This is a genomic window from Shewanella carassii (assembly GCF_019670705.1).
Lineage (GTDB): Bacteria > Pseudomonadota > Gammaproteobacteria > Enterobacterales > Shewanellaceae > Shewanella > Shewanella carassii.
The window spans coordinates 2537124-2551333 of sequence record NZ_AP024618.1 but is presented as its reverse complement, the minus strand read 5'-3'; the positions used below and the strand labels follow the sequence as shown (position 1 = coordinate 2551333).

The window sequence follows — 14210 nt, the reverse complement described above, 5'->3', positions numbered from 1 at the left end:
TTTAGGATTCTTGATAATAGCTGCAATTCCAATCTGACAGTTGAGCCAACTACTGTTCTGAGCCTATTTGCAACATACCTATCGAGATCAATGGCTGTGACCATACTTAGCTCTGAGGGCAATCCTCTAATCAGGTTAGCCAATCGGTATCTTGATGCTTCAGTTCCTCCCCTTCCCTTCAGTGTATCCAGATAAAGCTGGCCATAATATGCCAACGTGTAAGCATCTGGAGAGGTCTCAGAACCTTCCATCTGGCTTGCCCATAACTCGGCCTCAGGTTGAGACTTAAAGGTCTTGGTGATCGCCCTATGGCCTCTCCTACGGATCATCACATTGATATTGCCGCTAGGTAGGATTCTAAAAGTCGCCATGTACATACCCTCATTGTGTACACGACTGATTATCTTTTCAGGTCAGACACTTAGACATTAGCGAGGTTAGTAGCTGGTATGTCATGGGGTGTCAGGGGTCGGAGGTTCGAATCCTCTCATACCGACCACATTCAAAACAAAAAAGCCCAATCAACAGATTGGGCTTTTTTGTGCCTGTCTTTTTTGCATCAGTCTTTTTATCTATGTTTGGTCAGCCGCGAAGTCAGTAGTCTTGTTGGTTTATGCTGCTGTGCCTGTTAATGGTCAAGGTTCCCAAGCCAGGAGAATGAACTGCGGATAAAGCGGTCGGCATCCCGGGACTGCCCTGAAACAGGCAAAAGTCCAGCTCGGTAAGCCATGGCGCTATGGGGCTGTTGGGCGAGTCTACCAATTCGCCGAGCAGTAGTTGGTCGAAATGCAGATCACGGCGTTTTTTCGCCAGTTCTTCGGTCGCGTAGCTTAACGCGTTAGGGAAGGCTTGCTGCTAATCTTTGATAAACAGATGGTGCAATGAGTTGGGCGCCAGCAAGTCTCTGACTTCACCGAGGGCCATGACTTCCTCGAGTAGTTCGTCGCTGAGCGCTATGGGGGAGTGCAGCCAAAGCGCGCCATCATCAAGCCTGACCACTGTCATCCGGGTAGTGGATGGCAGACCAAAGAAAGGCACTGTCTTGCTTGCCACTATCCAGATGTTATCACCGAAGGGGTTGAGTCTGTGATTGGGCATTGCGGTTTCTTGGTATCGCCTAATGGCATTATCATCTAACGCCGATGATCCCGCTAGTTGTCAATGTCACTCCTGCGGGGCTTTTAGCTCCCTCAAGTAGCGGTAAATGGTGTGCACCGAAATATCCAGCCGCTTGGCGGCCACCTGGGCGCTATCCTTGAGTTCAAAAATGCCGGCATCGAACAGGCGGGTCACGATTTCACGGTTTTTTTTCGATGGCGGGATCTGTTCACAGTGGCGTACTTCTTGATTGACCTTGTCTATGGTGCTGTGCAGCGTTTCCTCAATATTGACGGCGAATACTTCTGACGTACCGCTGTGCTCTGTAAGCGGGGATTGTTGCGGCAGCATGGAGCGCAACACAGACATCAAAGGCGCATCCATATCCGTGTTGATACACAAAAGGCCTATGGCCATCTGTTTTTCGTTGCGGATAACCGTGGTGATGGATTTTAGAGTCTTGCCATTACCGCTTTGGCTCAGATAAGTCTCGGAGATATCCTGGCCGCGCTTGAGTTTTTCCAATGCCAGATTGGTAATAGGTGCACCGACACGGCGGCCGGTAATATGGCCGTTGGCTATTTTGATGACCGAGGGGTTCTCTCTATCCAGGCTGTGTAAAACCACTTCTGTGTGTGACCCATACATGGTGGCGATACCGTCGACCACATTTTTGATGGCGTTGAGTATCTCCATGTCTTTGGGAGTTAACTTGTGAAGTTTCACCGCTATCCTTGTGTGAAAGCCCGGTTATTGCCGGGCACTGGAGCTTAGGCAGACATGATACTGATAATGGTATTGTCGGTCGACACCATGCCATCACAGATCATCTGTCCCAGATTCTTGATCGTTTGTTCGACATCGGCGGCGACTATGCCCTGCGTCGATACGGCATGTTGGTTGAGCGCCATCAAAAATGCTCGTACAGCCGCGCTGGACGAGGTGCTGACCTTCATGGCACAGGAAGCTTTGGCGCCGTCACAGACCATGCCAGTGCTGTCACTGATGACATTCTGAATGGCGTAACAGCTTTGTTCAAAACTGCCCCCGGCAAGATACACCATGGCCATGGCCGCCGCGGCACTGGTCACTGTGTTGCCGCAAAAAGCCGACAGTGGCGGGTAGTGGGACTTGATGTAAATGGCGCCGAGGTGGCTCATGATAAGTGCCCGGGCCAGCTGCTCTTCACTGCAGCTGAACTTCTTGGCGGTGACCACTACTGGCACAGTCGCGGCTATGCCCTGATTGCCACTGCCAAAATTGCTCATGGCCGGTAGGCTAGCGCCACCCATGCGCGCATCCGAGGCGGCGGCCGTGTACATGACTATCGAATTGAGTAGATCGTCACTCAGCAAGCCGATATCGATATTTTTCTTCAGCGTTCGGCCCACTTCCAGACCATAGGCCGAATTCATGCCTTCGTCGGACAAGCGGGAGTTAAGATCGGACGCCGCCAGAATAAATCTTATTCGGTTAACATCTACACCGGTGGCAAACTCATAGATTGCGGCAATGCTGATATCGACGCCGTTGCATACCGAAGCAGTACTGCCTTGGGCTGAGGCTTCGGCCTGATACAGCAACTGGCCATCGAACCATTTCTCGGTAATTCGGGTATGGCTGCCACTGATAACGATTTTAACCTGGTGTTTGTCGTTGGCAGCGGTTACCGCGCAATAAATAAACTCGTCTGCTTGAATACGGGATATCTTGACCATGCCGGTATCAATAAGCGCCTGGGCCTCGGCCACTTGCGCCGGGTTGATATTTGCCAGCACTTCAAGATCGGCATTGGCATCGCCGCCAAGGGCTCCTGCTGCTGCGGCAATGGCCAGGCCTATCTTGCCGGTACCGGGGACAAATACGCCCATGGCGTTTTTGTAGAGGTTATCCGAAACCTGAACCTCCAGGTTTAAAGGCTTGGTACCAAGCGTTTCAGTGGCGACAGCGGCGGCATAGGCTGCGGCAACAGGCTCGGTGCAGCCCAGCGCAGGGCGCACAACTTGATTGAGGATAGCTATATATTGTTGCCACTGTGGTTTCATGACTGGGTTCCGACGAGTCTGAGTTGGGGATAGGCAAGGGCTTGGATTGCGGTCACTGTACCAATATGGCCCATAATCCCTTGAGATAACTTGCAACTATTTTTGAATGCGTTTCGGCTTAACGATGCAATTATTTGCATACCAAGGCTGTTGTGCAAATTTATTTTGCCATTAATGAGACGGCAATTGTTGCTAGTGTGACTCACATCTTGTAATTGATGGCGTTTTTCATTTAATCCTTTGATATCAACAAAATTGCAAAAAAGAATGGCTGCCCAGTTAAAGTGCTGCAACTTTTTTTGCAAAAAATAACAAGCAGTATCCAATAATATTTAGGGTCGTTATATGAAAACTGACACTTTGGCACCAGAGTGGGGCGCGGTCATTACTCGGAATGATACGCAGGCATGGAAGGAGGCGACCCGGTTTGACAGTACTGATTGGGGTTGGATCATCATGTCGATCGGCATGGCCATAGGTGCAGGTATCGTCTTTTTACCTGTGCAGGTGGGTTTAATGGGACTGTGGGTGTTTCTCTTGTCTGCCCTTGTCGGTTATCCGGCCATGTATATGTTTCAAAGGTTGTTTATCAATACCTTAGCCGAGTCCCGTGAGTGTCGGGATTACCCCAGCGTGATTGGTGATTATCTGGGGAAAAACTGGGGCATATTTCTCGGTGCCCTCTATTTTGTCATGTTGGTGATCTGGGTGTTTGTCTACTCGACGGCGATCACCAATGACAGTGCCTCTTTCCTGCAAAGTTTTGGAGCCACCAAGAATCTGTTGTCTGAAAACCCCTTCTATGGTCTGGGGCTTATTTGTCTTCTGGTTGCACTGGCTTCCCGCGGCGAAAGCCTGCTGTTCAAGATTTCGACCCTTATGGTGCTCACCAAGCTTGGGGTGGTCGCACTGCTTGGGCTGATGATGGTCGACAAGTGGGATATCAATAATATCGGCGCTGTGCCCACTAGCACAGATTGGATCCGCGATGCGGTAGTAATGCTGCCATTTACCTTGACTTCGATCCTGTTTATTCAAAGCCTCAGTCCCATGGTGATCTCTTACCGTGCCAGGGAGAAATCTATCGAGGTGGCGCGCTTCAAAGCGATGCGGGCGATGAACATAGCTTTCGGGATCCTGTTTGTTACTGTGTTCTTTTATGCTGTGTCTTTTACGCTGGCGTTGGGGCATGAGCAGGCGGTAAAAGCCGAGCAGGAAAATATTTCCGCCTTGGCGATAGTGGCGCAGGGGATGCCCGGCCAAACGCTGAAGCTCTTGAGTCTGACACTGAATATCTTTGCGGTGATGACGGCCTATTTCGGGGTCTATTTGGGTTTTCGCGAAGCGTGTCAGGGGATCACCATGAACCTATTGCAGCGGGTTATGCCCAAGGAGAAGATCAACACCAAGCTGGTGGGCTACGGCATCATGGTATTTACCATATTGCTATCCTGGAGTGCCATTGTGTTGAACGCCCCAGTGCTGAGCTTCACCTCTATCTGTAGTCCAATATTCGGCTTGGTTGGCTGTTTGATCCCGGCCTATCTGGTTTATCGGGTGCCGGCGCTACACAAATACAAGGGCGTTGGCCTGTACGTGATTATCGCTACAGGGATCCTACTGTGTATCTCACCCTTCCTGGCATTCAGTTGATTGACTTGAAGTTTGGATGTTAAAGAATCGAGTGAAGAACGCCCCGCAATGCGGGGCGTTGTCAATGGCGCGATAGCAAATTTACCACAAGGGGTTAGGCCAAAACTTATGTGAAGAGCTCAGGCCTTGTCCTGCTGCTGCAGAAAGTCGTGAAACTCTTCTTCATAGAGATGAAACAGCACTAGGGTAACGGCAAAGATGATAGGACCGTAGATCAGGCCGATAAGCCCGAAGAGCTGCAGTCCTCCCAGCAAAGAGAAGAAGATCAGTAAGGTACTCATGCCGGCAGAGCCTTGCATCAGAATCGGCCTTAGGAAGTTATCGATAGAACCAACCACCAATATCCCCCAGGCACAGAGGAACAGGCCCCAGCCCCAATCGCCGGTCAAGGCCAGATAAAGCGCGGCTGGCACCCAGATAAGTGCGGTACCCACCACAGGGATAAAAGAGGCGAACGCCATCATGCAGCCGAGGAATAATCCGGGCAGGCCGACTATGGCCATGGCGATACCTCCGGCAAAACCTTGGGCCAGGGCGGTGAGGAAGGAGCCGAGTACTGCCGACTTAGCCACTTTTTCCACCTCATCGAGAATTTTATCCTCCTGGCTGCGGGACAGGGGGATCACATGTCTGAGGCTGGTAATTATCTGTTCGTTATCCCTGAGGAAGAAAAACAGTACGAACAGCATCAGGGAGAAGTTGACAAAGAAACCAGTGATATTGCCGAGCAATGCTGTACTCAGGCCGACCAGGCGAGTGCTGAGCTCCGTAAGCGCTGCGGTAGCTTTTTGCAATATTTCCTGCGGATCTATGCTATCGAACGGCAACCATTTATTGGTTAGCGCCAGCGACGATTGTACCCAGGGATGCTCCAGCAACTCTTTGGCGCCACCATGAGTCAGCCATTGATAAGCCTGAGTGGCAGAGCTGACCCCTTGCTCAATCACGGAAATCAGCATAAACAGCAGCGGGATAAGTATGATTACCGTCAGCAAAACACAGGAAAGCAGCGCGCTTAGATTGGGGTGATTGGGGAGTTTCGCTTCGATGCGCTTGTGCACGGGTAAAAACAGTAAGGAAACGATAAATCCCAGTAGAATCGCGCCCAGATAGGGAGCGACCAATAGATAACAGGCATAAGCCGCAATGGCCAAAGCGGCGAGGATTAACCAATGGCGGGGTTCGACCCGAAAACGTACGGACACGGGAATTCCTTGTTAATTCAAAAAGTATGTTGAGTTTGCCATCTGTGTGGCGGGGGCCACATGCTTGGACCCGGACTCGAGATGACGGCAGCTATTAAACCACGGAGCGGCAGCGCAAGAGAAGAACTGCATAAGCTATTGGGCGCAAATAAGTTTGGGGTGGCGAAATGTTTCCTTCTAGGGCGCAGAACATGCCAAATTTGCCATCGGGGAGTCGGCATATAGTGCCGTTTGTTTTTTAACGCCTGAGTATTTGCTGAACGTAAGCAAAATAGAGCGAGTTTCCGATAGGATTGGACTCCTGAATGAGGCATTATGTCGGGGTTGCCGGTGAAGTTTATGCCGGTTGTGTCGATGTTAACTCCGGCTTACCGGCCTTACCCAAGTGTGCGGGAAGTGCTCTTGAGGAGGCCGTAAAGAACCGGCGTGAGGTTAAGGGAAGACCATGTCATTTAATCAATCTTTGAGTAAAGGCAAGAGCGAAGCGGCCCAAGAGGGAACTCTGACATCCAATAACCGGGTCAGTAAAAAAGATATGCGGATAAGCGCGGCTCGCAGGCGAATAGAGGATATTCGAGAGCAGATGGCCTTGTCCCGTGAGTTGGGGGTGGGAGTGTCGGCAGATGAGCTGGACTTTGACTGACAGCCAAGCTATTACTGTCCTTGGAAAGCCCGCATTCAAGCGGGCTTTTTGCTGTTCAAGCCTGCATCGCGGCGTGATAACGCTCGAAGGCCCGTTCGAGGTCGGCAATCAAATCGTCCGGATCTTCCAAACCTATATGCAGTCTCACCAAGGGCTTGCTGCTGTCCCACTGGGTTGCCGTGCGCAATTTCTCTATGCCGGATATCGCCAGAATAAGGCTCTCGAAGCCACCCCATGAAAACCCCATCTTGAAGTGTTCCATCCCTTCGACGAAGGCGGTCATCGCTTGGCGGTTACCCTCTTTGAGCACAAAGGAAAATAAGCCATTGGCGGCGCTGAAGTCACGCTGGAAAAACTCGTGACCCGGGCAACTGGCAAACGCCGGGTGGCGCAGGTGATCCACTTCCGGGCGCTGGGCCAGGAAATTGGCCACTTTGAGAGCATTTTTTTCATGTTGCGCCATTCTTACCCCCAGGGTTCTCAGCCCCCTGGCAGCCAGAAAGATATCGTCCGCAGAGGTGCACTGGCCCATGAGATAGCTGTTCTCCCTCAGGGTATCCCAGTGTGCTTCATTGGCGGTCGCCGTACCCAGCATCACATCCGAGTGACCCACTATGTACTTGGTGGCGGCCTGAATCGAGATATCGACGCCCATCTCAAACGGGCGACAATTGATGGGGGAGGCCCAGGTGTTGTCCAGCATGGTGACCAATTGATGTTCATGGGCGATACGGCACAGGGTCGGCACATCCTGGACTTCCATGGTGATGGAGCCGGGAGACTCCAGAAACAGCACTTTGGTATTGGGGCGGATAAGCTCGCGGATACCGGTGCCAATCAAGGGGTCATAGTAACTGGTTTCGATCCCCAGCCCCTTGAGCAGCTTGTCGCACAGATCCCGGGTGGGCTCGTAGACACTGTCTACCATCAGCAAGTGATCGCCGGCCTTCAGAAAAGACAGCAGGGCACCACTGATGGCCGCAGAGCCTGAAGGGTAGAGCGCAGTGCCAACACCGCCTTCGAGTTCGGCAATGGCCGCCTGAAAGGCAAAGTGAGTCGGAGTGCCGCGGCGGCCATAGAACATCTCCCCTTTGGCGCGATTGGCCGTGGCGTGGCGCATCTGTTCCATGCTGTCAAATACAACGGTTGATGCTCGAAACACGGGAGGATTGATCACTCCCTTGCTCCACTTTTTGTCCCGGCCGAGTGAGACCAGCTTGGTGGCTTTCTTCATGGATGCAACTCTTGTTTGTGATGGCGGGGCGGGCGCCCCTTTGAGGCATCTTAACATTGAATCTTGTCATTGCCAGTGCGGTGGGCTTGAGACTTGTTCAAGTTGGCCGCTGCTTAAAGCAGCGGCAGGCTGACCCGAATTTCGACACCCGAGCCATCGCTCAGGTTGCTGGCACTGATATGGCCGCCATGGAAGGCGGTGATAAGCCTGGCGATATAAAGTCCCAGTCCCAGATGAGGTTTGGACTGCATCGTTTGCGGCCGCACTGAGACCATGGACTCGAAGATCTGCTCGGCCATGTTTTCCGGCAACAGTGGCCCTTGGTTTTCCACCCTGAGCAGGGCCTGTTTGCCCTGCACCTTGAGGCTGATGCGGATATCGGTATCGGCTTTGCTGAACTCAATGGCGTTGCTGACCAGCTTATCCATCAGCTGGGCGATATATTCAGGTACGCCGCGCATGGTCAAAGGTTCATCCGGTAACACCAGCACGAAACCTTGTTCCTTGTAAGTCATCTGATACCCGGCGACGCAGCCTGCCACTACCTTGGTCAGCGGGAATTCATCTATCTCGGCCTGGGACAGGGACTCCTCGAGCCGGGTGGCTTCGCTCATGTTGGCGAGGATCAGCCATAAGCGGTTGACCCCTTCCTGGGCACGGTCGACATACTTGGCCGTGTCCTTGTCCAGTTGCTGCAGACTCAAGTGTTCCAATGAGCTGCGCACCACGGCCACCGGGGTTCTCAATTCGTGGGATAGCCGTGAGGACATGTTTTCCAGATAGTGGGTATATTGCCCCAACCGGCTGACGATATTGGCAAAACTGCGCGACAGATCGCCGATTTCATCGCGCACTTTTGAAGGTGGAATGGTGTCGCGAACCCGACCCTGGCTGTCGATGGCGCGCTCGGCCTGATCCCTGAGTTTGCGAATGCGGCTGGAGATCCCCGAGGCAAACACAAACAGTGCTAAGGTTCCCATGGCCATCACGGTCAGGATCACATTGAACAGCTTCTCCAGTGCCCGGTTACGCAGGGTACGGATACCATGGGTGGTTTCCTCGGCAACCACGGCGCCCATCACCTTATCGTCAATCCAGATGGGGCTGGCCGCCGCCAACACCACAGCTTTGTTATCCGGCGTCAGGCGCCAGGTGGAGGCCATCTGGCCATTCAGCGCCCGGCGAATATGGCTGCCGCCGAGTTCGGTCGAATCCTGCAGTGAGTCGATAAAATCCATAGGTGGCTTGGTCAGCACTGTGTAGTAGATGGGGTGTAAATAGTCGTGTTCCAGTTTGCCAAAGAAGCTTTCCGGTTGCCGCTCCTCCTCGACCGAGCGGGTCCAGACGCTGGAATCGGCGCGAATATCCCCCGACTTGGCCAGCACCCGGCCATGGACATCCACCACCCAGATCCGCGAGCTGTTATGCCCCATGCCTTTGATAATACTTTCAATTTCCGGTGATGGTACCAGAACCGTCCCCAGCTTGTCGGCGCGGTCAGTGGCCGAGGTACCGACTATGGCTTCCAGCCTGCGGCTCTTCTTGTCGTTGACATCATGAATGGCAAAACTGAGTTTACTGCCCACCATCTCCAGCGGCATTCTGAGTTCAATATTGTAACCCTTATCGGTTTTCAACCATTGGCCCTGAATGCGGACCTCTGGTGTCACCGGGGCGCTGAGCGCCGGATTTTCAGGCAACTCGAAGGCGCTGAGCCAGCCATCGCGTTTGTTGGCTATGGTATAGCGGCGAAAACGGCCATCCGGGGCCAGGGTGGCGATGGCCAGATAGTCGTTGCGATCCACACTCAGGCTGTTGCGGCCGCGGTAAATCACCTTTGGATCCGTTACCTCGAAAAAACCGTAAAGGTAGCCGCCATATTTCCCTACCATATGGGTAAAGCTCAGCGTTGACTGGCTGTCACTCAAGCGCATCAGGGTATGCTCTTCGCCATAGGTCATGGCGCGATGGCGGTAGGCCTCCCAATCATTGAGGCGGCCATCCAGCTGAATGGGGCCGTTGAGCGGATAGGCGTAGAGATCGCGGCCCTTTTCCACTTGATTGAGGAAACTGGCCTGGCTGTCGAACAGTCTGGGTCTTTCATGCAGCGCCGTAGCCAGGGCCTGAGTGGTCCCTTCCAGGGTTTTCTCCTGGCCGTGACGCAGATATTTCTCCATCTCCCACACATACTGATAGCCAAGCCAGGGCAGGCACAGCAAAAACAGCGACAGTACCAGAGTCTTGGTTCTGAGGCCTATTGGCGGGTGATAGGAGGGAAACTTCAAGATTCGGGATCCCAGCGATAACCCATGCCGTAGACGGTATCTATGCAGTCAAAGGCCGGATCGGCGGCGATAAACTTACGCCGGATCCGCTTTACATGGGAGGTAATGGTGCTGTCATCGACATAAATCTTGGCTTCCTGCATCAATTCGGTGCGGCTGCGTACATGGCCGGGATGTTTGGCCAGGGCGTACACCATCCAGAATTCGGTCACTGTCAATTCAATCGGCTGCTGTTGCCAATATACCTGAATTCGGTTGGCATCTATGGTGAGGGCGCCGCGCTCCATCAGGGTGTCGGCCGGAGCGCTGCTGCCGGCGAGTTCGCAGCGGCGAAACAGCGCCGCCAACCGCGCCAGCAAATGGGGAAAACTGACATCTTTACTCAGGTAGTCATCGGCGCCCAGACGCAGGCCACAAACCGTATCGAAGTCGCTGTCTCTGGCGGTGAGAAAAATAATCGGCAGGGTGCCCGACATCGCCCGCAGCGACTGGCACAAGGTAAAGCCACCATCGATTTCATGCTCCAGACCTATGTCAATAATGGCCAGATCCGGTAAGCGGGTGTTGAAGGCCTGCATGGCCTCGGGGCGGTTGGCGTAAGTCTGCACAGAGTAACCCTGTGATTGCAGCACATCTTTGTAGTTTTCTCTTATTGCAGCTTCATCTTCCACTATGGCAATGCGTTTCATCTGCCTCTTGTTCCTGCCGAGCCGTGAATAGCCGTGACTATACAGGATTTTAGCCGTGAAAAAAGCGATCGCTTCCAATTGCCATTTTGTTGCCACAATTGATAGCCAAAGTGCCATTTTTGCTCCCCAGACTTGCCATTTCAATGGGGTTTAATCATCTCAACGACGAGGAACGCTGCCAACTGGGCAGTAAGCTCTACAAGACAAAAGGAATCGAGATGATGAAAAAGACCCCCATAGCTGCCCTGATCATGGCATCACTGTTGCTGACTTCTTCTCTGGCGCACGCCGACAGCCAGCCAAACTTACCGACTCAGGAGAGAGACCACAACGAAGAGTTGGTTGGCTTTGGCACAGGCGCACTGCTGGGCGCCGTGGTTGGGGGACCTGTGGGGGCGGTTATCGGTGCCTTCACCGGCGGCATAGTGGGTAAGTCTGTGGGCGATGACGAGCAGCTCAAGAGTCAGCAGCAACAGCTGGCCGAGCAAACCGAACAACTGGCGAGTCTCAGTGAGAAGCAGCGAGCGCTGAAGGAGTTATCGTTGCAATACGCCGATGCCCAGAGCCGTCTTAATGCGCTTTCCCGCGACCGGGCTGCCCAGCTCGAAGAGTTGATAGTGGGTATGAATGTGCAGTTTCGTACTGGCACCGCCGAAATCGAACCCCACTTTGCCCGCCAGCTGGACGATTTGGCCTATGCCATGAGCCTGTCGCCTGAGCTGATGTTGGATCTGACCGGTTACGCCGATCGCCGCGGTAATTCTGATTACAACCAGACGCTGTCCGAGCAGCGAGTTGAGGCGGTGAAAAGTTATTTGGTTAGCCAAGGCGTTGCCGAAGAGCGTTTGCAAACCCAGGCTTTTGGCGCCCGTTCTCCCCTCAGTGCCAAACAGAGCCGCGAGAGCGACTTCTTTGACCGTCGGGTTACGCTGAAATTGCAGACTCAGGGAGCTGCTCTGGCAGCCAATCAACAAAGCGGTAATTGAGAGGGAGCGACAAAATGAATATGGATATCCCTCGGCAGGAAAACGAGCAGTTTCAGAGAATGCCCGCCGCCAGTCACAGCGATTCTGATACTTATTTATGCAGGGCCGTCAACGCCCTGCAATTTTCAGGCTTTGCCCTGCTGGCACTGCTGGTGTTCAATCTGGTGAGCTCGGTTGAAGCCTGGGCCGAGAATGGTCCCCAATTTGCCGAAGAGCCTGCAAGTGTCCAGGCTCAGGAAGGTACCCTTCAACTGATTGATAATCCGCAATGGCCAGGTGCCGGGGTGCTCGCTTTTGGCGACACTCAGGCACCGGCACTGGCAACCGAAGTCAGCATGAGCATCAGTGGCTGGAGTAACAGAGTCAGCGTCACCCAGTCATTCACCAATGATACCCAGAAGTGGATCCACGGCCGTTACCTGTTCCCGCTGCCCAATGAGGCGGCGGTGGACAGCATGCAGCTGAGAATAGGTGAGCGGATCATCGAGGGGGTTATTCAACCAAAGGAAGAGGCCAAGCGCACTTTTGAGCAAGCCAAGGCTCAGGGCAAGCGCGCCAGTTTACTGAGTCAGGAGCGGCCCAACCTGTTCACCACTCAGGTGGCTAATTTGGCCCCGGGGGAAACCCTTAAAGTCAGCTTCAGCTACCAGCAGGCATTGGATTACCGTGATGGTCAGTTCAGCCTGCGCTTTCCCATGACCCACACGCCCCGTTATCTGCCCCAAAGCATGCTGCAAAGCTTCAAGGGTGTGGAGGAGGCGGCGCGGTTGCTGAGTCCTGTGATTGAAGCCGCGGGCCTTGAAAAGATGTTTGCCGGTACAGATAGCGAAAGCTCTGATCTTAAAAGCTCCCAAGCGCAAAGCCCCCATGCGCAAAGCCCCCATGCGCACAGCGGTGGCCAGGAGAATCGCCTCAGTTTGGATATTATCCTGGATGCCGGTTTTCCCTTGCTGTCGCTGGAATCCCCTTATCATGCTATTTCCCAACAAACCCTGAGTGATGGCCGTATTCGGGTGCAGCTGCAACAAGACAATACCAAGGCCGACAGCGACTTTGTGTTGCAATGGCAAGCGGATCCGGGCGCCAAGTCCGCAGCGGCGCTTTTCAGCCAGCAAGGGCAGACCCATACCCCAGCACCTTCTTTAGCGCAGGCCGAAGGCCAAGCTGCCAGGGATGAATACAGTCTATTGATGTTGATGCCTCCACAGAGCAAAGAGGTGGCCAAGCCCTTGCCCAGGGAGCTTATTCTGGTGATAGATACTTCCGGCTCCATGGGGGGAGATGCAATAGTTCAGGCCAAACAGGCACTGCTGTATGCCTTGAGCAGCCTCAAACCGGAGGACAGTTTCAATGTTGTTGAATTTAACTCTGCAGTGCAAACCATGGCGACCAACTCTTTGCCTGCGACGGCCCACAATATAGGTCGGGCGCAGCAGTTTATTCGCGCCCTGGAAGCCAACGGTGGCACCGAGATGTCCAAGGCGCTGGAGTTGGCATTGAATAATGATTTTGCCGCTCAAAATAAAGTCGGCACGCAAGGTGAGGTTAAGGCGCTCAGGCAAGTGATTTTCATGACAGATGGCGCCGTAGGCAATGAACAGGCGCTATTTGAACTGATTAAAGACAGGCTCGGCGACAACCGCCTGTTTACCGTAGGCATAGGCAGTGCCCCCAACTCCCACTTTATGCAGCGCGCCGCCGAGCTGGGGCGGGGCAGCTTTACCTATATTGGCAAGATGCAGGAGGTGGAGCAAAAGGTGGTTGCCTTGCTGGAAAAAATCTCCGCTCCCAGGATCACAGATGTGTCGCTGCGCTACCCTGACGGCACAGTGCCGGATTACTGGCCGGCACAAATTCCGGATCTCTATCAGGGTGAGCCGGTATTGGTGAGCATCAAACAGCGTAGTAATGCCCAAAAGGCAGTTATCGTATCCGGTCTTATCGATGGCCAATTCTGGCAGCAGGAGCTGGCGCTCAATGCCAAGACTGAGCCCAAAGGGCTGGATCTTATCTGGGCCAGAAAACAGATAGCCGCGCTGGAGCTGGCCAAAGGTGCAGCCAACAGTGAACGCATTGAACGCCAGGTCACAGCGCTGTCGCTTAAGTATCACTTGGTCAGTCCGTACACCAGCCTGGTGGCAGTGGATGTCACCCCGGTCAATCCGGACGCTGCGGCGACCCGGGAAGGGCAAGTGGCCAGTCATGCGCCCAAGGGCTGGCAGGGTAAGTTGCCGCAGACCGCCACCGACAGCCGGCTGATGTTGCTGCTGGGGTTGGCAAGTTTGCTGGCGGCGCTGATGCTGGCGGCTTTCCCCAGGGCCTTTGGCGGCCGTGCTTGTGAGGAGGCGGGGCGATGAGCCAGGCTCATCAGG

11 protein-coding genes are annotated in these 14210 nt (G+C 53.7%); 4 read left to right on the top strand and 7 right to left on the bottom strand.

Going from position 1 to position 14210, the window contains the following annotated elements; genetic code table 11:
• Positions 1 to 855 precede the first annotated feature (855 nt).
• The 3 genes from K5621_RS11545 to K5621_RS11535 all read right to left on the bottom strand — a co-directional run bounded on the left by K5621_RS11545 (position 856) and on the right by K5621_RS11535 (position 3143).
• On the bottom strand, positions 856 to 1098 hold the full coding sequence (locus K5621_RS11545) for a DUF4336 domain-containing protein (protein WP_221049292.1): 243 nt from the start codon (positions 1096 to 1098) through the stop codon (positions 856 to 858).
• 66 nt (positions 1099 to 1164) lie between these two features.
• Positions 1165 to 1824, bottom strand: coding sequence for a helix-turn-helix transcriptional regulator (locus K5621_RS11540; protein WP_100144037.1), 660 nt, complete (start codon positions 1822 to 1824; stop codon positions 1165 to 1167).
• Positions 1825 to 1868: 44 nt separating this feature from the next.
• Positions 1869 to 3143: an L-cysteine desulfidase family protein gene (locus K5621_RS11535; RefSeq protein ID WP_221049291.1), complete on the bottom strand. Its 1275-nt coding sequence runs from the start codon at positions 3141 to 3143 to the stop codon at positions 1869 to 1871.
• A 345-nt stretch (positions 3144 to 3488) separates the two neighbouring features.
• Between K5621_RS11535 and K5621_RS11530 the strand changes: the two genes are divergently transcribed.
• Entirely contained in the window at positions 3489 to 4796 is a 1308-nt protein-coding gene (locus K5621_RS11530) for an SLC5/6 family protein (RefSeq protein ID WP_245003072.1), read from the top strand.
• Between the two features lie 119 nt (positions 4797 to 4915).
• Here the strand turns inward: K5621_RS11530 and K5621_RS11525 are convergent, their stop codons facing one another.
• Entirely contained in the window at positions 4916 to 6001 is a 1086-nt protein-coding gene (locus K5621_RS11525; protein WP_039036131.1) for an AI-2E family transporter, read from the bottom strand.
• A 445-nt stretch (positions 6002 to 6446) separates the two neighbouring features.
• On the opposite strand from K5621_RS11525, the gene K5621_RS11520 reads away from it, so the two are divergent.
• Positions 6447 to 6644 carry a PA3496 family putative envelope integrity protein gene (locus K5621_RS11520; RefSeq protein ID WP_100144029.1) on the top strand — a complete coding sequence of 66 codons (198 nt, stop codon included), beginning with the start codon at positions 6447 to 6449 and terminating at the stop codon, positions 6642 to 6644.
• 55 nt (positions 6645 to 6699) lie between these two features.
• Here the strand turns inward: K5621_RS11520 and K5621_RS11515 are convergent, their stop codons facing one another.
• From K5621_RS11515 to pdsR, 3 genes are all read right to left on the bottom strand, one after another.
• Entirely contained in the window at positions 6700 to 7878 is a 1179-nt protein-coding gene (locus K5621_RS11515; protein ID WP_144216359.1) for a cystathionine beta-lyase, read from the bottom strand.
• A 113-nt stretch (positions 7879 to 7991) separates the two neighbouring features.
• The gene (pdsS, locus tag K5621_RS11510) at positions 7992 to 10163 is read right to left on the bottom strand and encodes a proteobacterial dedicated sortase system histidine kinase (RefSeq protein ID WP_221049290.1); all 2172 of its coding nucleotides are present in this window, start codon (positions 10161 to 10163) and stop codon (positions 7992 to 7994) included.
• Positions 10160 to 10852, bottom strand: coding sequence for a proteobacterial dedicated sortase system response regulator (gene pdsR, locus K5621_RS11505; RefSeq protein ID WP_025009526.1), 693 nt, complete (start codon positions 10850 to 10852; stop codon positions 10160 to 10162). Before pdsR ends, pdsS begins: the two co-directional genes overlap by 4 nt.
• 218 nt (positions 10853 to 11070) lie before the next feature.
• On the opposite strand from pdsR, the gene pdsO reads away from it, so the two are divergent.
• Both pdsO and K5621_RS11495 read left to right on the top strand, forming a co-directional pair.
• Positions 11071 to 11838, top strand: coding sequence for a sortase-associated OmpA-like protein PdsO (gene pdsO, locus K5621_RS11500; protein ID WP_342370118.1), 768 nt, complete (start codon positions 11071 to 11073; stop codon positions 11836 to 11838).
• Between the two features lie 14 nt (positions 11839 to 11852).
• Positions 11853 to 14195 carry a marine proteobacterial sortase target protein gene (locus tag K5621_RS11495; RefSeq protein ID WP_221049289.1) on the top strand — a complete coding sequence of 781 codons (2343 nt, stop codon included), beginning with the start codon at positions 11853 to 11855 and terminating at the stop codon, positions 14193 to 14195.
• Positions 14196 to 14210: the final 15 nt, after the last annotated feature.

What these genes read in the sequence shown, in the direction of transcription:
- K5621_RS11520 (WP_100144029.1), top strand. Translation starts at nt 6,447, where the DNA reads ATGTCATTTAATCAATCTTTGAGTAAAGGCAAGAGCGAAGCGGCCCAA.
- pdsR (WP_025009526.1), bottom strand. Translation starts at nt 10,852, where the DNA reads ATGAAACGCATTGCCATAGTGGAAGATGAAGCTGCAATAAGAGAAAAC.
- K5621_RS11515 (WP_144216359.1), bottom strand. Translation starts at nt 7,878, where the DNA reads ATGAAGAAAGCCACCAAGCTGGTCTCACTCGGCCGGGACAAAAAGTGG.
- K5621_RS11495 (WP_221049289.1), top strand. Translation starts at nt 11,853, where the DNA reads ATGAATATGGATATCCCTCGGCAGGAAAACGAGCAGTTTCAGAGAATG.
- K5621_RS11545 (WP_221049292.1), bottom strand. Translation starts at nt 1,098, where the DNA reads ATGCCCAATCACAGACTCAACCCCTTCGGTGATAACATCTGGATAGTG.
- K5621_RS11530 (WP_245003072.1), top strand. Translation starts at nt 3,489, where the DNA reads ATGAAAACTGACACTTTGGCACCAGAGTGGGGCGCGGTCATTACTCGG.
- K5621_RS11535 (WP_221049291.1), bottom strand. Translation starts at nt 3,143, where the DNA reads ATGAAACCACAGTGGCAACAATATATAGCTATCCTCAATCAAGTTGTG.
- pdsO (WP_342370118.1), top strand. Translation starts at nt 11,071, where the DNA reads ATGATGAAAAAGACCCCCATAGCTGCCCTGATCATGGCATCACTGTTG.